18 protein-coding genes are annotated in these 18144 nt (G+C 72.1%); 10 read left to right on the forward strand and 8 right to left on the reverse strand.

Features of this window, described 5'->3' with window-relative positions; translation table 11 throughout:
* Positions 1-7: 7 nt before the first annotated feature.
* The 3 genes from AC5L36_RS27325 to AC5L36_RS27335 are packed head-to-tail and all read left to right on the forward strand — an operon-like array spanning position 8 to position 2150.
* Positions 8-727 carry an AraC family transcriptional regulator gene (locus AC5L36_RS27325; protein ID WP_441223136.1) on the forward strand — a complete coding sequence of 240 codons (720 nt, stop codon included), beginning with the start codon at positions 8-10 and terminating at the stop codon, positions 725-727.
* A gap of 41 nt (positions 728-768) precedes the next feature.
* Entirely contained in the window at positions 769-1584 is an 816-nt protein-coding gene (locus tag AC5L36_RS27330; RefSeq protein ID WP_441223137.1) for an alpha/beta fold hydrolase, read from the forward strand.
* 11 nt (positions 1585-1595) lie between these two features.
* A complete protein-coding gene (locus AC5L36_RS27335; protein WP_441223138.1) occupies positions 1596-2150 on the forward strand; it encodes a dihydrofolate reductase family protein in 555 nt (184 codons plus the stop codon).
* 42 nt (positions 2151-2192) lie between these two features.
* Here the strand turns inward: AC5L36_RS27335 and AC5L36_RS27340 are convergent, their stop codons facing one another.
* The 4 genes from AC5L36_RS27340 to AC5L36_RS27355 form a co-directional block, all read right to left on the reverse strand.
* A complete protein-coding gene (locus AC5L36_RS27340) occupies positions 2193-3470 on the reverse strand; it encodes a hypothetical protein (RefSeq protein ID WP_441223139.1) in 1278 nt (425 codons plus the stop codon).
* Positions 3471-3485: 15 nt separating this feature from the next.
* Positions 3486-3998 (reverse strand): SigE family RNA polymerase sigma factor, encoded by a 513-nt coding sequence (locus tag AC5L36_RS27345; RefSeq protein ID WP_441223140.1) that lies wholly within the window; start codon positions 3996-3998, stop codon positions 3486-3488.
* Positions 3999-4058: 60 nt separating this feature from the next.
* Positions 4059-4925 carry an alpha/beta fold hydrolase gene (locus AC5L36_RS27350; protein WP_441223141.1) on the reverse strand — a complete coding sequence of 289 codons (867 nt, stop codon included), beginning with the start codon at positions 4923-4925 and terminating at the stop codon, positions 4059-4061.
* 467 nt (positions 4926-5392) lie between these two features.
* The gene (locus AC5L36_RS27355; RefSeq protein WP_441220574.1) at positions 5393-6313 is read right to left on the reverse strand and encodes a winged helix-turn-helix transcriptional regulator; all 921 of its coding nucleotides are present in this window, start codon (positions 6311-6313) and stop codon (positions 5393-5395) included.
* A gap of 26 nt (positions 6314-6339) precedes the next feature.
* On the opposite strand from AC5L36_RS27355, the gene AC5L36_RS27360 reads away from it, so the two are divergent.
* The 3 genes from AC5L36_RS27360 to AC5L36_RS27370 are packed head-to-tail and all read left to right on the forward strand — an operon-like array spanning position 6340 to position 8944.
* The gene (locus AC5L36_RS27360; protein ID WP_441220576.1) at positions 6340-7149 is read left to right on the forward strand and encodes an ABC transporter permease; all 810 of its coding nucleotides are present in this window, start codon (positions 6340-6342) and stop codon (positions 7147-7149) included.
* Complete coding sequence (locus AC5L36_RS27365; protein WP_441220578.1) at positions 7146-8126, forward strand: ABC transporter ATP-binding protein; 981 nt, start codon at positions 7146-7148, stop codon at positions 8124-8126. Before AC5L36_RS27360 ends, AC5L36_RS27365 begins: the two co-directional genes overlap by 4 nt.
* The gene (locus AC5L36_RS27370; protein ID WP_441220580.1) at positions 8123-8944 is read left to right on the forward strand and encodes an ABC transporter permease; all 822 of its coding nucleotides are present in this window, start codon (positions 8123-8125) and stop codon (positions 8942-8944) included. The genes AC5L36_RS27365 and AC5L36_RS27370 overlap by 4 nt, the downstream gene beginning before the upstream one ends.
* Here AC5L36_RS27370 and AC5L36_RS27375 read toward each other — a convergent pair.
* The 4 genes from AC5L36_RS27375 to AC5L36_RS27390 are packed head-to-tail and all read right to left on the reverse strand — an operon-like array spanning position 8941 to position 13000.
* On the reverse strand, positions 8941-9954 hold the full coding sequence (locus tag AC5L36_RS27375) for a glycoside hydrolase family 6 protein (RefSeq protein WP_441220582.1): 1014 nt from the start codon (positions 9952-9954) through the stop codon (positions 8941-8943). The two genes, AC5L36_RS27370 and AC5L36_RS27375, sit on opposite strands and share 4 nt — an antisense overlap.
* Positions 9955-10009: 55 nt before the next feature.
* Positions 10010-11272, reverse strand: a complete 1263-nt coding sequence (locus AC5L36_RS27380) for an MFS transporter (protein ID WP_441220583.1) — start codon at positions 11270-11272, stop codon at positions 10010-10012.
* A gap of 54 nt (positions 11273-11326) precedes the next feature.
* Positions 11327-12286 (reverse strand): LysR family transcriptional regulator, encoded by a 960-nt coding sequence (locus tag AC5L36_RS27385; RefSeq protein ID WP_441220585.1) that lies wholly within the window; start codon positions 12284-12286, stop codon positions 11327-11329.
* Between the two features lie 9 nt (positions 12287-12295).
* On the reverse strand, positions 12296-13000 hold the full coding sequence (locus tag AC5L36_RS27390; protein ID WP_441220587.1) for a hypothetical protein: 705 nt from the start codon (positions 12998-13000) through the stop codon (positions 12296-12298).
* A gap of 166 nt (positions 13001-13166) precedes the next feature.
* Between AC5L36_RS27390 and AC5L36_RS27395 the strand changes: the two genes are divergently transcribed.
* The 4 genes from AC5L36_RS27395 to AC5L36_RS27410 all read left to right on the forward strand — a co-directional run bounded on the left by AC5L36_RS27395 (position 13167) and on the right by AC5L36_RS27410 (position 18098).
* Positions 13167-15572, forward strand: coding sequence for a M14 family metallopeptidase (locus AC5L36_RS27395; RefSeq protein ID WP_441220589.1), 2406 nt, complete (start codon positions 13167-13169; stop codon positions 15570-15572).
* A gap of 67 nt (positions 15573-15639) precedes the next feature.
* The gene (locus AC5L36_RS27400) at positions 15640-16188 is read left to right on the forward strand and encodes a GNAT family N-acetyltransferase (protein ID WP_441220591.1); all 549 of its coding nucleotides are present in this window, start codon (positions 15640-15642) and stop codon (positions 16186-16188) included.
* Positions 16189-16197: 9 nt separating this feature from the next.
* Positions 16198-17259, forward strand: a complete 1062-nt coding sequence (locus tag AC5L36_RS27405) for an AI-2E family transporter (RefSeq protein WP_441220593.1) — start codon at positions 16198-16200, stop codon at positions 17257-17259.
* Positions 17260-17396: 137 nt separating this feature from the next.
* A complete protein-coding gene (locus tag AC5L36_RS27410) occupies positions 17397-18098 on the forward strand; it encodes a hypothetical protein (RefSeq protein ID WP_441220595.1) in 702 nt (233 codons plus the stop codon).
* Positions 18099-18144 lie beyond the last annotated feature (46 nt).

Here is an 18144-nt window from a genome sequence, read left to right on the forward strand (position 1 = left end):
TCGGCGGGTGCCCCTGGAAAACGAGGACCGGCCTTCGGACTCGCCGTACATCCACCGGGTCTGGCGCAGCCACGCGTCCGGGGTCGCCCGGATGACGTCGGTCGCGACCTCCAACTGGGAGATCGTGTTCTGGCGGTGGGAGGGCGGCCTCCACGCCGCCGTGCGCGGCCCGGAGACCACCGTCACGAGCGTCGACGTGGGTGACGGTGCGGAGTCGTGGGGGATCACGTTCGCGCACGGCTCGTCGATGCCGCATCTGCCGCCGGCGCGCCTTGTCGACTCGGCGTTGGAGAGTCCGCACGCGACCGCGACGACGTTCCTGCTGCGGGGCGACGAGTGGCCGGTGCCCGACTTCGACAGCGCGGAGCAGTTCGTGGCGCGGCTGGTGCGGGAGGGTGTGCTCGTGCGCGATCCGCTCGTCGACGAGGTGGTGGCCGGCGGGTCACCGGAGGTCGGCACGCGGTCGGTGCAGCGGCGGGTGGCCGCGGCGACGGGGCTCACGCAGGGCAGCATCCGGCAGATCGAGCGTGCCCGGCAGGCTGCGATCCTGCTCACCGAGGGGCGTACCCCGCTGGAGGTCGTCGACCTGCTCGGCTACTACGACCAGCCGCACCTGGCACGCTCGCTCCAGCGTTTCATCGGCCGCACCGCCACCGAGCTGCGCCGCCCGGAGCCGGCCGAGCCCCTGTCGCTTCTGTACAAGATCGAGGACACCGCCGGCCCCTAACGTGAGTCGCACGCAACCGACATCAGGAAAGGGCAAGCGAAATGTCCGAGAACGCACGAGCCGCCGCCGTGTCCGCCGACGGCACCGTGATCGCATTCGACGCCTGGGGGGCGGGTGAGCCGCTCATCGTCGTCGACGGCGCGACCGCATACCCGGCGATCAACCCGCTCAACCGGGAGTTGGCCCAGGAGCTGGACGGCGACTTCCGGACCTACACCTACGACCGCCGCGGGCGTGGCGACAGCACGGACACCGCACCGTACGCGGTCGAGCGGGAGATCGAGGACATCGCCGCGCTCATCGAGGTCGCGGGCGCGCCGGCGACCGTGTTCGGGTGGTCGTCCGGGGCCGTCCTGGCGCTCGACGCCGCGGCGGCCGGGCTGCCGATCGCGCGGCTGGCGCTGTTCGAGCCGCCGTTCGTCGTCGACGACAGCCGCCCGCCGCTCCCCGCCGACTACGTCGAGCGCCTCGAGGCGGCGGTCGCCGCCGGGCGTCCGGGTGACGCCGCCGCGATCTTCATGACCGACGCGGTCGGCGGGTCGGCCGAAGACGTCGAGATGCTCCGCAAGAGCGACTTCTGGCCGATCATGGAGGCGGTCGCGCCGACCATCTCGTACGACGGCCGCATCATGGGCACCACGATGTCCGGCAACCCGCTCCCCCGCGACCGGTGGGACGCCATCACCGTGCCCGTCCTGGTGATGTACGGCATACGCACGTTCCCGTCTATCATCCCGGCCGCGCGGGCCCTCGCCGAGCTGCTGCCGACCGCGACGCTGCGCCCGGTCGAGGGCGAGCAGCACAGCGCCCCACCCGCCGTGCTCGCCGCCGCGCTGCGCGACTTCGTGGGCAAGTGAGGGGGCACGACATGGGACGGATCGTAGTCACCGAGTTCATCTCGCTCGACGGCGTCGTGGAGGCGCCGGGCGGGGAGGACTTCAAGTATCCGAACTGGAGCTTCGAGTTCGACCGCGGCGAGGAGGGCGAGCAGTTCAAAGTGGACGAGGCGCTCGGCGCCGACGCGTTACTCCTCGGCCGCCGCACCTACGAGGGCTTCGCCGCGGCTTGGCCGGGATACGAAGGAGAGCTCGCCGACAAGTACAACGGGATGCCCAAGTACGTCGTCTCCACCACGCTGGAAAGTCCAGAGTGGAACAACACCCGGGTGATCCAGGTCGACGACGTGGCGCGGATCAAGTCCGAGGTGGAGGGTGAGATCTCGGTCGCCGGCAGCATCCGGCTGGCGCAAGGGCTGCTCGCCCGCGACCTCGTCGACGAGATCCACCTCATGACGTTTCCGGTCATCCTCGGCACGGGGCGGCGGCTGTTCGCCGATACCCCGGACAAGTCGGCCTGGAAGCTGACCAGCGCGACCACCGTCGGAGCCGGTGTGCTCATCACGGTCTTCCAGCGCGCCAGGTGATGAAGGAGGGTCGGCCCGACGAGGGCCGACCCTCCTCTGGCTCTACTCGCAGTGCCAGACGACCGCCTGGATCGTGTCGGTCGAGTCGTCCGACTGCCCGGCGACGGTGCGGCCGTCGTCGCTGAGCGTGTTGGCGATGGTGGCGAGGTTGCCCGGCTCGCCGAGGTCCGGCAGCACGACGGTGGCGTCGCCGGCGAGGAGCACCGCGCGGTCCCGCTGGCCGATGCCGACCTGCCACCCCTGCGCGTTCACCGCGTCCGCGGGGCCTGTCAACCCGTCGAACCGGATCACCTCACCCGTGCGGACGTTCCACCGGATCGGCACGCTACCGCCGCCGGACTTGGCGGCTTCCGCGCCGCCGGGTATGCCCCTGGCGGCACCCTCGTGGGCGACCAGGCCGGTCGCCCAGCCGTTGCGGATCGCGAAGACCCGGGTGGTCGCGCCCGGCTTGCCGTCGAGGTCGGGCACCGGGAGCGCGCGGTGGGTGCCGTCCGGGAACCAGACGTAGGCCCGGTTGTTGCCGACGTTGCCGACGGTGGTGCCGTCTTCGTCGATGTCGACGGCCGTCGCCTCCTTGGTGCCGGCGGGGACCGGCAGCCGGATCGGCGCGGTCGCCGGCGAGGGCCAGACCAGCGCGTGACCGGCGTCGTCGTCGCCTACGATCGCGCCCGCCTCGTTGATCGCCGACGCGGATCCGCGGCGCACGCCCGGCAGCTTGGACACCTCGCCGTCGTGGTAGGCGTACGGGACCGGGCCGCTGTCGTCCTCACCGCCGGCGTAGCTCCAGCCGACCGCGGTGCCCGACGAGTTGACGTCGCGCAGCGACTCCTCCAGGTCGCCAGGGAGCATCACCTTCTTCGGTGCGCCGTCGTTCCAGATGACCGCCTGGTAGCCGCCGCCCTTCGGGTAGGAGCGCCCGACGTGGTAGCGGCCGGTGGGGTCGCCGCCGGAGATGAGCGCCATCGGCTCGCCGTCGGGCGTGGGCAGCTGTTCGAGCGTGCAGGAGGTCGGTGGCGGCGTGACGGGCGCGCGCCAATCCGGCGTGCCCGGGATCGTGTACTCCCCCTTCGGCACGGCCGACGCGGTGGTGGGCGGCGGCTCACCGGTCGCCCCGGTCTGCGGCGCCGAACCGGTGGCAAGCCCGCCGGCGACCGAGACGCCCGCGACGGCGAGGGCGGTCACGGTCGCGGCGCCCGCGTACCCCACGCCCCGGCGGACCCGGTGGCGGCGCCCGTCCGCGATCGCCCGCCGGATGTCCACCGTGGACGGTGTACGCGGCTCGGCGTCGAGCGACCGCAGCAGATCTACTTCGGATGGCATCTATCGGCTCCTCGTTTATTGCTTGGTGGAGAACCCCGCCAGCTCCCGCTCCCCGAGCAGTCGCCGCAGTGTGGCGAGCCCGCGAGCGGTCTGGCTCTTGACCGTGCCGGATGAGCAGCCGAGCATCCCGGCCACCTCGTCCACCGACAGGTCGTAGAAGAACCGCAACACCAGCACGGCCTGCTGCCGGCGCGGCACCTTGCGCAGCGCCGCCCGCACGACCTGGCGGTCTTCGATCCCGTCGTTGTGGAGCGGCGGTGGCTCCGGCGCGTCGCGAAACAGCCGGACCCGTGCCCAACCCAGCCGCCGCTCGTCGACGTACGTGCGCACCAGCATGGTCCGCACGTACGCGTCGATGTTGTCGGCGGCCCGCGCGTGCCGCCACTTCACGTACAGCCGGGTGATGGTCTGCTGGACCAGGTCGTCGGCGCGGTGCTCATCGCCGGCCAGGAGGTACGCCAGCCGCCGCAGCGCGGGAATCCGCGCCGAGACGTACTCGACGTACTCCTCTTCCGAAGCGTCAGGCATCGCCCGCCCTTCCGTCACGGTCATCAACCCCTGAGACGGGTACGGCAGACGATCCGGTTGTCAGGTGCCGTGCACGCGATCAAGGAAATCTCGGACCAGTGTGACCGCTTCGTCCAGATGTGTCTCTAGCAGCCAGTGCCCGGCCCCGTCCAGCAGGTGCAATTCGGCGTCCGGCAGGTCCCGCAGATAGGCGCGGGCCGCGCCCGCCGGCATGTACCCGTCCTCCGGCCCCCACACGATCAACGCCGGCGGCTGATGCTCGCGCAGGTAGGCCTGTTGCCGCGAAAACCACGCGACCGTGCTCCCCTGGTCGGCCAGCAGCGTCGTGACGTTCTCCCGCCGCTCCGGGTCGCCGAGCACCGACCAGGACAGCCGCCACAGGTCGGGGCTCACCCGCTCGCGCAGGTGCGCGGGGATCTCGCCGACGAACTCGTCCCGGAACCCCTCCTCGCTCACCGCCGCCTTGAGCTTCTCGCGGCCCTCGGGGGTCGGGTTCGCCCAGTACTCCTTCAGCGGCGCGTACTTCGGCCCGTGCTCGTCGGGGTAGATGTCACCGTTCTGGATGATGAGCGCGGCCACCCGATCCGGCGCCGACATGGCCAGCCGCAGCCCGAACTGCGAGCCGTAGTCCTGGAGGTAGATCGCGTAGCGGCGCAACTCCAGCGTGTCGACGAAGCGGCGGAGAAACCCCGCGTACGCGTCGAACGTGTAGGCGAAGCCGGCGGGCGCCACGCTGTAGCCGAAGCCGGGATAATCCGGGCTAATCAGGCGCCATCGGTCGCCCAGCGCGGCCATGAAGTGCCGAAACTGGAACGACGACGACGGGTACCCGTGCGGCAGCAGCACGACCGGCCCGTCCGGCGGCCCAGCCTCCCGGTAGAAGACGCGAGCCCCGTCCACCTCGACCGTGCGATGCGCGATCCTCATCTCCCGCCCGTACCCGCGCCGCCCACCCTCCAAGCAGGCCCACCCTTCGCGGAAGGCGTCGCCGGTCGTGACGTTTTCTTCGAGGCATATTTGCCCATGTCCGCGTCAGCGGCGGACCGTATGCTCCCGCGGGCACCGCTCCCGGCCGGCGGCTCGCAGCGCTCGCCGAAACCCCCGGCCGTCCACTGCCAGCTCCACGCGACAAGCCCCGCCCCTTGCCCCAAGAGGGCAGCCCTCTTGGGCGTGAATTCCCAACAGGGGTCCCGTATACCCGCCCAGACAGTGACAGGGCTGCCCTCTTGAGAGCCGGGCGGGGAAGGGGTGAGCGGGACCAGCGGCGGACGGGTGAGGCCGCGGGAGCAACGGTCTGGACCACGACGGGACGTCGCGGTAGCTCAAATCTCTGTCCAAATAGGGAATCGAAGCCACCCCACCGCGGGGGCGGGCTAGGGCCGAAGGCGGTCGCGTCAGGGTTTCGAAAGGGCGGTGGCGACGGCGAGGGCGTCCTCGACGGCGGCGGGGATGTCGGTGACCGGGAAGATCGTGTGGCGGACCGTGCGGTCGCGGGTGACCACGAGCACCGCGCGTTTGAGGCGGGGCTGCTGGCCGATGCGGGCGGTGGGCAGGCGGAGCGCGGCGGCCAGGCGGAGGTCGACGTCGGACATCAGTGGAAACGGCACGCCTTCCGCCTTGGCGAACGCGGCCTGCTCCTCCGGGCGCTGCGTGCTCACCCCGTGTACCGCGACACCCGCGCCGGTGAACGCCGGCCACCGGTCGCGGAAGAGGCGGTTCTCCAGCGTGCAGCCCACGGTGCCGGGGATGTCGTTCCAGCCCGCGGGCAGTGGGGTGGGGCGGCCGGTCGCCGGATAGGTGAAGAGCACCGTGGCGGGCACGTCGGGCGCCACCGGGTCGCGTCGGGCGCCGGTGGAGTCGACGAGGGTGAGGTCGGCCGGGATCGTGCCGCCGGGCAGTGAGCGCACGCGGGCGGCCTCGGCGCCGTCGGACGGGGCGCTGGCGCTGAGCGTGCCGTCGCCGAGCAGCCAGCGGTCGGCCCAGTCCTGCATGCCGACCAGCACCGGGAGGAACGCCCGGCCGCGCTCGGTGAGGCGGTACTCGTACCGGGGCGGGCGGTCCTGGTACGGCACCCGTGCGACCACGTCGTGCTCGACCAGGTGGGTGAGGCGCTCGGTGAGCACCTTGCGGGACACGCCCAGCTCACCGACCAGCTCGTCGAAGCGCATGTGGCCGCGGGCGACCTCGCGCAGCACGAGCAGGTTCCACCAGTCGCCCATGACGGCGGCGGCGTGGGCGATGCCGCACGTCTCGTCGGCGACCCGGCCTATGTACATGACCACCCCCTCCGGGGTAAGTTCCCATTCGAAACTCACTCAGTCCTCGCCAGGAAGGATACGACGTGCCGACCGCTCTGCCCACGATGCGCCGCAACTGGCTGGTGACCCTGCGCGCGTACCCATGGACGTACTTCGTCGGCACCGTCGCCACCGGGGTGCTCACGGTGGGCCTTGCCTATCTCGCCTTCCACGCGATCGGGGGTGGCCAGGTCAGCGCCGTCTTCCTGGCCGACGGAGGGACGAGCGACTACCTGGGCTACGTCACCGTGGGCGCCGCCGCGCTCATGTTCGCCACCCGCATGGTGCTGTGGGTCGCGAAGGCGCAGATCACCGAGCAGCGCGAGGGCACCTTCGAAAGCCAGCTCCTGGCACCGGCCCGGCGCCTGCCGTACCTCGTCGGTGTGGGTCTCCAGGCCTTCACCACGACGGTGGCCGAGGTGGCGGTGATGCTCGCGTTCGCGGTGGCGATCGGGGTGCGGCTGCCGGCGCCCGACCCGCTCGCGCTGCTCTGCGCGGTCGCGGCGGCGGGGGCGGCGGTGTTTGGGATCTCGGTGCCGCTCAGCGCCATCATGATCTCGGTCGGCGAGGCGCACATCACGCAGAACACGCTGTTCGTCGGCATGGCGCTGCTCTGCGGGTTCACGTTTCCACCGGCGTCGCTGCCCGACCCGCTGCGGTGGCTCGGCGAGGCGCTGCCGCTCACCTCGGGGCTGCGGGCGCTGCGCGGCGCCGCCCTGCGACACGAGACCGTCGGCGCGATCCTTCCCGACCTGCTCCTCTGCGCGGGCCTCGGGCTGGCGTACCTCGCCGTCGGGCTCCGCCTGCTCGGGCCGGCCGAGCGGATCGCCGTGCAGCGGGGCGGTGCCGCGTGAGCGCCGGCATCGTCACCGAGCGGCTGACCAAGACGTTTCCGCCGCCGCGCCGGCTGTTCGGCAGGCGGCCGCCGGCGGGCGCGCCAGCCGTCGACGGGCTCTCGCTGAGCATCCCGCCCGGCGCGGTGACCGGCCTGCTGGGGCTCAACGGCGCCGGCAAGACCACCACCATCAAGATGATGGCCACGCTGCTCCGCCCCACCTCGGGCACGGCCACAGTGGACGGTCTCGACGTGGTGCGCGACGCGCGCGAGGTGCGGCGCCGGATCAACCTCATCGCCGGCGGCGAGCGCATGGTGTACGCGCGGATGACCGGCCGGGAAAACCTCTGGTACTTCGGTCAGCTCTACGACGTGCCGCGCGCCACCCTCCACCGCCGGATCGGCGAGCTGCTCGACCTCGTCGGCCTCACCGACGCGGCCGGCACGCTCGTCGAGCGCTACTCGCGCGGCATGCGGCAGCGGCTCAGCATCGCCCGCGGGCTCGTCAACTCCCCCGCCTACCTGCTGCTCGACGAGCCGACGCTCGGACTGGACGCGCCGATCGCCCGCGACCTGCGCGCGGTCGTCGCCGACCTGGCCGCCGGCGGCGTGGGCGTGTTGCTGACCTCGCACTACCTGGCCGAGGTGGAGCAGCTGTGCCGGTACGTCCACGTCATCGACCGCGGCGCGCTCGTCGCCGCCGGCAGCCCGGCCGAGCTGACCGCCGGCACCCGCCTGCCGCACACCGTGGAGCTCACGCTGACCGAGCCGGCGCCGGACGCGAGCAAGGCGGTGGACGCGCTCGCCGCCCGCGCCGGCGCCGAGGTCTGGCACGACACGGACGTCGACGGCCGGCCGCGGGTCACCCTCCGCCATCCCGACGACCTCGCCGGTGAGTTGACGACCACCGTGGTACGTGCGGGCGGCGCCATCGCCCGCGTCGAAGTGTCGCCGCCGACGCTGGAGGACGCGATCCTCGCGATGGCCGCCCGATGAGCGCCGCGTGGCGGGTGGTGCTCGCCGAGGCGCTCAAGCAGCACCGCCGCATCTTCGGCACCAAGCTCGTCGTCTTCTCGATGCTGGTGTGGCCGGTGCTCACGCTCGCGACGGCGTACTACACGATCCTGCCGGTCACCGCGACACCCGGCGCCGCCGCGCGCTGGCCCCTGGTCGCCGAGCCGCAGCGGCTGGCGGCGTTCCTGGCGGCCGGCGCGCTCGCGTACACGTTCTTCTTCTCGCTCGTGCAGTCCGCGTGGCACTTCTCGTTCGAACGGGTGAGCGGCACGCTGGAGGCGCTGTTCCTGACGCCGGCGAGCCGGCTCGCCCTGGTGGTGGCGAACGGTTCCGGCGCGCTCGTGCAGAACGCGTGGCTCTTCGGCGCCTTCGCGGTGGCGGCGGCGGCCGCGACGGGCACGCTGCACGTGGCGCACCCCGGCATGTACCCGCTCGCGCTGGCCGCCCTCCTCGTGCCGGCGGTCGCCTGGGGCGCGTTTCTCAACAGCCTGCTGATGTTCTCCCGCGACTCGGCGTTCCTCTACACCCTTTTGGACGATCCACTGTGGTTCGTCGCTGGTGTGCGGCTGCCGCTGTTCGCAATGCCGTTGTGGGTCAAGGCGATCGGCCTCGCCTTCCCGCTCACGACGAGCCTCGCCGTGCTCCGCGGCGCCCTGCTCGACGGCGAAGGCGTACGCGAACTGGGCGGCGAGCTGGCCCTGCTGGGCGTCCTTTCCGCCGCGCTCTTCGCCCTGACCGCGGTGACGCTGCGGGTCGGCGAGCGCCACGCGCAGAAGACCGGCTCGCTCCAGCTCTTCTAGCGCCTGGCGGTGGCCAGCTCGTACGCCCGCTCGGGTACGAACCGGCCGGCGCCCGCGATGCAGCCGTCCGACTCGCCGGGCAGCTTCACCCACAGGAACGCCGCGACCTTGGGGTCGCCGGTGGCGGTGGTGCTCGGCGTGCCGATCGCCCGGCCCTTCGGGTCGCACCACTCGTCGCCCAGCGGCCCGTTGCCGTTGCGGCTCGTGTCGACCACGGCGCGCAGCCTGGCGACGCCGACCGCGGCGAGGACCTTCTTCGCGTACGCCACCTCGTCCCGCGTGGATCGGTAGTTGGAGACGTTGGTGGAGATGCCGTCCCCGCTCTCCTTGATGCCGGCGGCGACGAGCCGGCCGGCCATCTCGGCGGGCGGCAGCCAGTTGGAGTGTCCGGCGTCCAGGTACACCTTCGCCGCCGCCGAGGCGGCCTTCAGCTTCCGGGTCGCGTACGCCATCGAGGCGTGCACCTCGGCCTGCTGGGCGGTGTTGAGGCAGTTGCTCATCAGCGGCAGCACGTCGGGCTCGAGGACGACGGTCGCGGGGCGCCCGGCCAGCCCGGCGGCCACCTCGTCTATCCACTTTCGATACTCGTCGTGGCTGGGCATGCCGCCGGCGCTGGCACCGCTGCAATCGCGGTTGGGGATGTTGTAGACCACGAGGATCGGGGTCTGCCCCGCGGCGGCGGCCGCACCCACGAAAGCGTCCACTTCGGAGCGTACCGCCGCGGTGTTCTTCTGCGTGAACCACCGGCCCTGCGGCACGCGCGCGATGCGGTCGCGGATGACGGCGGCCCGCGGGTCCTTGGGGTTGGCGGCGACCCAGTCGGCGGCCGAGGTGTCCGGGTCGACGTAGAAGCCCGCCGCGGCCGGGGCCGCCTTCGGCGCGACGCTCGGCGGTGGGCTGCTCGCGGCCGTCCACACCCCGGCCGGCGGTGAATCTGTGCCCGAACCGTCGCACGCGACGAGGGCACCCACCGCCAGGACCGCTGCCGCCATCCGACCGACGACCCGCATACCACCTCCCACGTCAGGACGATAACCATGAATACGCACAGCGTGCACCGGCGGATCAGCGGGCCGAGAGGGCGGCCGTCCGGCGCACGGGCGAGGCGAGCAGGCGGGCGGCCGGCAGCAGCAGGCCCGCGCCGGCGACCGCGATGGCCCCGCGTACCCCGAGCGCACCGCTGAGCGGTCCGCCGGCGGCCGCGGCCAGCGGTGCCGCCGCCCACGCGGCCCAGCGGAAGCTGGCGGTGACGCGGCCGATCAGGTGGTCCGGGGTGATCGCCTGGCGGCCGGCGATCAGGGTGACGTTGTAGACCTGCATGCCGAAGCCGACCAGCAGCGCGCTGCCGGCGAGCAGCCCGAGCGAGCCCGGGCCCCGGCCGGTCGCGAGCGGCACGAGCAGCACGGGCGCACCGGCCAGGAGGGCCGCGGCGACCATCGTGCGGCCGAAGCCGAGCCGGGCGGCGACCCGGGCGGCGGCCAGCGAGCCCAGCAGCGCGCCCGGTCCGGCCGCGCCGAGGACCAGGCCGAACGCGGCCGGCGGGAAGCCGAGGTCGCGCACGACGTAGACGGCGACCAGCGGCGTGCGCAGCGCGTAGAAGGCGTTCAGCAGCGCGGACGAGACGGCCATCGGGCGCAGCACCGGGTGCCGCCACACGGCCGCGACGCCCTCCCACATCTCCCGCGCCACGCCGCGGCGCCGGGCGCGGTCGGCCCCACCACGACGGCCGAGCGCCTCGTCGACCGCGCGCGGTGGCCCGCCGGCGGACCTGAGCGGCGGGATGGTCCCGACCAGCAGCGCCGCGGCGAGGTAGGTGGTGGCGGCGACCGCGACCGCGCCGCTGGGCCGGATCACCTCGGCGAGCGCGCCGCCGAGCGCCGGCCCGATGATCATCGCGAGCGAGCGGGTGGCTTCCAGCCTGCTGTTCGCCAGGACGAGGTGGTCCGGTCCGACCAGCGCCGGCAGCAGGCTGGGCGCCGCGACGTCGAAGCCGACCTTGAGGAACGAGACGAGGAAGTACGCGACCACCAGCTGGGCCATGCTCAGCACACCGGCCACGGCGGCGACCGGCACCCAGGCGTGGAGCAGCACCCGGCCGGCGTATGTCACCAGCATGATGTGCCGCCGGTCGACCCGGTCGGCCAGCACCCCGAACAGCGGCCAGGCGAACGCCAGCGGAGCCGTGCCGGCGCCTACCAGCAGGCCGAGCTCCCCCGCCGACGCGTCCAGCTCGACGACGGCGATCAGCGGCAGCGCGACAAACGTCAGGTACGTGCCGAAGTCGGACACGGCTTGAACGATCCACAAGCGGGCGAAGGACGGTGGCATGACTCAACGGTCGGCGCCGGCCCACCCGCCGGTCCAACACCTGTCCACGCCCGATTAACGCACTCCGGTTGTCGCCTCGGGCTCGGGCCGCCACGCGCCACCGGGCAGGTCGAGCCAGCCCTCGGCCCGCGCGGCCCGCCGGGCCACCGCCCGCAGCACGTCCAGGCCCGGGTGGCGCACGTCGCGGTGCCACAGCATGCTCCACGGGTACACCGGCACCGGATCGACGATCGGGACCAGTACCGCCCCCGGCACCGCCGGCTGCGTGCTCAACGCCAGCACCGGCGTACCGTGCCGCCGCACCCGGTGCGCCAACTCGTCCACGCCGTACGCCGGCGGGTGGTCCGGCTCGAGGACCGCACCGCTCGCCGCGGCCAGCTGGACACCCACGTCCGTCCACTCCGGCGACGACTGGTTACCCGCGTGCAGGCACAGCTCCAGCCCGCCCAGCCGCGCGAACGCCACACTCCCGCCGCCGGCCAGCGGATGCCCCTCGGGCAGCAGCAGCGCGAGCGGCTCCCACCGCACCAACCGGTGCGCGACCCGCGCGGCCAGGTGCGCGGGAAGACCGGCCCGCCGGCCGAACACCACCTGGAGGCGATGGGACAGCAGCAACGGCACCGACGTCTCCAACCGCGCGTGGAACGTCGCCGCGAACTCCAGGTCCGGCGCCTCCTCCCGCGCCGAGGCCAGCAGCCGCGCCGGCGTCAGCTTCTGGCCCACCACGTTGACGTAGAGCGGGGCCGTGCCGGCGCGCACCTCCCGCACCGTCTCGTCGTGCAGGGCCAGCAGCTGCCGCGCCCGCGCCAGGAGCCGCTCGCCGGCCGGGGTGAGCGCCACCCGCCGGGTGCCCCGGTCGAGCAGGGTCACGCCAAGCCGCTGCTCCAGCCGCCGGATGTCCCGGCTGACCGCCTGCTGCGCCACGAACAACCGCTGCGCCGCCCGGCCGAAATGTAGCTCCTCCGCCACCGCGACGAAGTAGCGCAGCAGCCGGAACTCCAGATCGTCCGCCATCGTCAGTCTCTAGCGCCAGACGATGGGGCCGAGGTTGTAGTGCCGGTTGAACTTCGAGTCGGCGAAGGCCTTCGGCGCCTCGCCGTACGGCACTCCCTGGTAGCTGACCTGCCGGATCGGCTCGGACGGCGAGGAGATCCACCGGTCGCAGGTCTCCCAGCGCGCGCCCTTGCGGTCGAAGGCCTCCGGGGCGCCCACCTCCTCGCAGCCCGGTATCTCGCCGCCGATCAGCACGTTGTAGGAGAGGTCACCGTCGCCGTACAGCCCGTCGAACTGGGGGCGTTCCAGCGGCAGCGGGTTGCCGCTCTCGTTCGTGATGATGATTTTGACGTAGTAGGCGCGGCTGCGCTTGAGCTCGGCGGCGCTCCGGGCGTCGAAGTTGCCCTTGACCTGGGAGCCGGGGATGCTGCGGATGGGCTGCACCACGATGCCGAGCACCCCTTCGAGATAGGCGTCGCGCCGCGGGTTGAACTGGCGGATCGGCACGGTCGCCTTCTGGCCGAAGCGGAGCCGGGTCCCCGGCCGGGTCATGCCGGCGGTCACCCGCAGCGGCCCGGTCAGCGACGCGGTCGGGATCGGCGAGGGCCCGGACGGAGACGCGGCCGGGGTTGGAGAGGGCGTAGGCGAGGGCGACGGCAGGGGCTCCGCCACGGTGTCCCGTGACGTGCAGCCGGCCACGACCAGGGCGAGGGCGATCACTAGAACGCGGTACACAGCGGACATTCTGCTAGATCCACGCGACATGTGTCGCGTGCGGCGGTCCTGGCTTTGTTACAGGTGACGAACGCTTTCGCCGGTGATTGACAGATCAAGTCGGCGCCATCCACGATGGTCGAACACCCCCGACCTTCCGTCCACTATGGACATGAAAGGTACCGAGATGTCGCGAAGAGCTATCGTCATCGCCACCGCGGCGGCGGCCGCCTTCCTGATCGTGGCCACTCCCGCCACCGCCATCCCCACCACCGCTCCCGCCGAGCCGGCCCCCGCCGCCCTCGAACGCCTCGCCGACGAAGAGGCCAGCGTCGTCGAGGTGACGGTCGCCGACCGCGACGAGCTGGACCGGCTCGTCGCCACCGGCGTCGACCTCGACCACCACGTCTCCCACACGCACGCGGGCATCGTCGTCCACGCCGTGGTCACCCCGAACGAGGTCAAGGGCCTGCGCACCCTCGGCTACCGGGTCGGCGGGACGCTCTTCGACCCGGCGGACAGCGCCCACCGGATCGCCGAACGCGACGCGACGATCGCCGACCACAAGGCGGAGAACCAGGCGTTCAGCGCCGCGGCGCGGAGCGCCACCGTCTCCGACGTCAAGATCATTCGGGCCGACTACTACACCTCAGGAACCAGCCAGGTGCTCTCCGTCGAGGCGAAGTGGGCCCAGGGCCAGACCGCGGCCAACACGCTGACCGTGAGCCGCGACAGCGGCCCCGGCACCGAGATGGGCTCGGGCGGCACGCAGACCATCTCCCGGTTCGTCGACGCGGGCGTGTACCTCTACCACCGCGGCGCCGCCGCCGTCACCAGCCGACCCGACAAGATCCAGATCACCAGCCCCACCGGTGACGTCGCGGTCGCGCAGGTCAAGGAGTGGCTGCCGATCCCCGGCGAGTCCCCGGAAGGCCCCGGCTACCAGAAGGACTTCGTCACCAGCTACCTCACCCCGACCGAGCTGTACGACCGGATCAAGCGGCTGGCCGCGGAGTACCCGCAGCTCGCCGAGGTGGTCGAGCTGCCCTACAAGACCAACGGCTACCGGCGCAAGGCGCAGGTCGTGCTCGGCTCGGCCAACGACAGCCGGGTGGCGGTCGACTCGCTGGCCTGGGGTCACGAGGGCGGCAACGACATCACCGTCGAGCTGGCCAACCCGGGCGCCGCCGACCAGCCGCTCACCGCGACCGTGACCGGCAAGGCCATCCGGGTGAGCCTGTCCACCGACGCCGCCGGCACCGTCACCAGCACCGCGGCCCAGGTCGCCGCCGTCATCAACGGCGCGGCGGGCAGCCTCGTCAAGGCGTACACCTACCGGGGCAACGCCGGCGCCGGTGTGGTCGCGCCGATCGCGGCGACGCCGCTGACCGACAACCTGCACGCGCCGGCCAGCGTCATCCGCGGTCCCCAGCCGGTGTACGCGCTGCGGATCGGCAAGTTCCGCGACGGCTCCCGGCCCGGTGTGCTCGCCTACGCGCAGGAACACGCCCGCGAGTGGGTGCCGCCGCTGGTCACTATCGAGACCGCCGAGCGGCTGCTGCGCAACCAGAAGCACGACCCCAAGACCCAGGAGCTGCTCCGCTCGCTCGACATCTGGATCGCCCCGTCGATCAACCCCGACGGCGGGCACTACTCGTTCTACGACTTCAACTCGCAGCGCAAGAACATGACCAACCACTGCGCGCCGGGCGCCGAGACCGACGCGCTGGGCCGCAACTCCTGGGGCGTCGACAACAACCGCAACTACACCGAGTACAGCCTCTTCGACGGGTACTCGGGCGCGTCGACGAGCTGCACGAGCGGCACGTTCGCCGGCCCGAGCGAGCTCACCGAACCGGAGAACAAGAACCTGAACTGGCTGGCCAGCCGCCCCAACATCAAGTTCTCGATGAACCTGCACTCCTCCGGCAACTACTTCATGTGGTCGCCGGGCTCGTACAGCCTGCCGGGCCGGATCTCCGCGCCGCGGCCCACGCTGGCCGAGGAGTCGTACTTCTGGGGCGCGTCCTCGCGGATCCTCACCGCCATCAAGCGCCACCGGAACATGGCGGTGACCCCGGCCCGGACCGGCCCGATCTCCGACGTGCTGTACTCGGCGGCCGGCAACTCCGGTGACATGCTCTGGTACAAGTACGGCATCTACGCCTGGAACTTCGAGGTCGGCACCGAGTTCCAGCCGGAGTGGGAGGAAGCGCACGCCGAGACGATGGAGTTCTCCAACGGCCTCGTCGAGCTCTTCCGGGTCGCCCGCGACTACGACAAGGACAAGAAGCGCCCGACCAGCACCCTCGCGGTCGCGCCGAGCCCGACCGAGGGCATGGTCGAGGTGAAGTTCGAGACGAGCGAGCCGGCCGCGGTGTTCTACACGCTCGACGGCGCCAAGCCGACCTTCGAGTCCACCCTGTACGCGTCGGCGGGCATCCGCGAGGCGGGCGAGACCCTCACCGTGCCGTACGGCACGCGGGTCTTCTGGTTCTCCGTGGACGCCGCCGGCAACATCGAAAACAACTACCGCCCCGACACCGACGCCAAGAACTGGAACCGCGCCTACGCGGTGCTCTCCGACACCTGACGCCGGGTATCGAACCCCTGAGTACCGGCCGCGGCGCTCCCCCGCCGCGGCCGGCTACCGTTCCGGCATGAACGATCTGGAGATCCGCCTGCGCCCGGTCGTCGAGGAAGATCTGGCGATGTTCCGCCGGTTCGCGACGGAGCCGGGGCTCGTCGGGCTCGACTGGACCGGCTTCCGCGACGCGCAGGAGCCCGCGCGCCGGTTCGCCGCCGACGGCTACCTCAGCGCGACGAGCAGCCGGCTGATGGTCGAGGTGGCGCCGGAGAAGGTCGCCGCCGGCTTCGTGAGCTGGGCACTGCGCGACTTCGGCGGCCCGACCAAGCATTGGGAGATCGGGATCGCGTTGCTCCCCGAGTGGCGCGGCAAGGGCATCGGCTGGCGGGCGCAGGCGATGCTCACCGACTACCTCTTCACCCACACGCCCATGCATCGCGTGCAGGCCGGCACCCACCCGGAGAACATCGCCGAGCAGAAGTCGCTGGAGAAGGCCGGCTTCCACCTGGAGGGCGTGGTGCGCGCCTGCGAGTTTCGCGCCGGCCAGTGGCGCGACGGCTACCTCTACAGCCGCACCCGGGACGACCCCTCACCCATGCATGGAACGCCCGCCGGCGGGTAGCCCCGCCCCATGGCCTCCGCCGATACGCGGACCACCGCGCGGCGCACTCTTGTCGTCATCGCCCTGGTACTGGCGACGGCGGTGTCGCTGTACCTCGTCGTGCACACGGCCCGGGTGCTCGTCTGGATCGTCGTCGCCGCGTTCTTCGCGGTGGCGCTCAAGCCGGCGGTCGACTGGACGGAACGCCGGCTCACCTGGTGCAGGCGATGGCTGGCGACACTGCTCGTCTTCTTCGCGGTAGCCCTCCTCCTCGCCGGGCTGGTGGCCCTGTTCGCGGTGCCGCTGGTCCGCGAGGGCAGCCAGCTCTACGACGACTTTCCCCGGATCGTCGCCGACATCCGCGCGGGCCGCGGCCCGGTCGGCCACCTCGCCGAGCGCTTCCACGTCGTGTCGTACCTGGAAAGCCACTCCGACCAGATCCGCCAGTACGCGTCGAACCTCGGCGGGCCCACCCTCGGCTTCCTCACCGGTGTGGCGACGACCGTCGTGGGCATCGTCACGATCTTCGTCCTCGCGTACCTGATGGTGCTTCAAGCCCCGAAGTTCGTCGCCGCGCTCCTCGGCCTGTTCGAGCCCGCGACGGCCGAGCGGATCCGGCGGGTCGGCTCCGCCTGCGCCCGCACCGTCACCGGCTACATCACCGGCAACCTGCTGATCAGCCTCGTCTGCGGTGTCCTCACCTACGTCGTCCTGATGATCCTCGGTGTGCCGTTCGCCGGCCTGATCGCCCTGTTCGTCGCGATCGCCGACCTGATCCCGCTCGTCGGCGCCACCCTCGGCGCCGCGGTCGCGATCCTCGCCGGCTTCACCGAGTCGGTCACCGCCGGCATCGTGCTGATCGTCTTCTTCGTCGCGTACCAGCAGCTGGAAAACCATCTGCTCCAGCCGCTGGTCTTCGCCCGCACCGTCCAGCTCAACCCGCTCACGGTGCTGATCGCCATCCTGATCGCGGTCGAGCTGGCCGGCATCCTCGGCGCCCTCCTGGCCATCCCGGTCGCCGGCACCATCCAGCTCATCGCCCGCGACCTGTGGCACGGCCGCCGGACGGGCACACCCCCTAGAGCGTCCTAGGAAACTAGCCTCAGGGTGGCCCATCCGCACGTGGTCGGGACATTGACGGACACCGTTGCGAGTCCTAAACTCGCCGGTAACTTACCGATCGGTAGCGACGCTGCGGGGCCCCGCACGCACCTTGTGGAGGTGTACACATGTCGCTCACTCGTCCGGTCTCCCTACTCACCGTGCTGCTCCTCGCCGTGGCCGCGGCCGCGATTCCCCACTCCCCGGCGGTGGCCGCTCCGGCATGCCCGACGAACGGCATCCCGTTCACCAGCACGCTCAGCAACGGCAAGGTCAAGATCGGCCGGCTGGACCCGGCGACGGGGGCCAGCGGCACGGCCTGCGGCGTCGTCGACTTCACGCCGGAGCTCACCCTCGAGGCCACCATCCCACGGGCGAACCTCGCGTTCGCGCCGCTGTCGGTGCCCATCGACAAGCTGGGCCTGATCGACGTCCCGGTGCGGATCAAGCCGGCCAGCGACTTCACCGGCCCGGTGACGTTCGGCGCGGACGGGATCCACATCTCGCTCAGCGGCGAGGTGGTCGCCGAGGCGGACGTGCTGCTCAACACCTGCACGATCGGCCCGTTCCGCACGTCGCTCACGACCGACCAAAGTGGATCGTTGACCGGCGCGCCGTTCGCCGGCACCGACCCGGCCAACCTGACCGGCAAGCTCGTCGGCAACGAGGGCGCCATCCCGCGCGCCAACCGCACGTGGCGGTGCCCGATCATCATCGCCGACATCTTCGACGCGATCACCGGCCTGCCGTCGCCGAGCGGCGAGTCCTGGCTCACGTTCGACGGCGCGCTGACCCTCTCCCCCGCGGGCGCCGCCGCCCTCCGCGGCTAGCCCCTCTGCCGTCGATCAGGGAGTTGGTGGGCGGGTCGGCCGGCGC

It is taken from the genome of Phytohabitans sp. LZ39 (genome assembly GCF_059359075.1).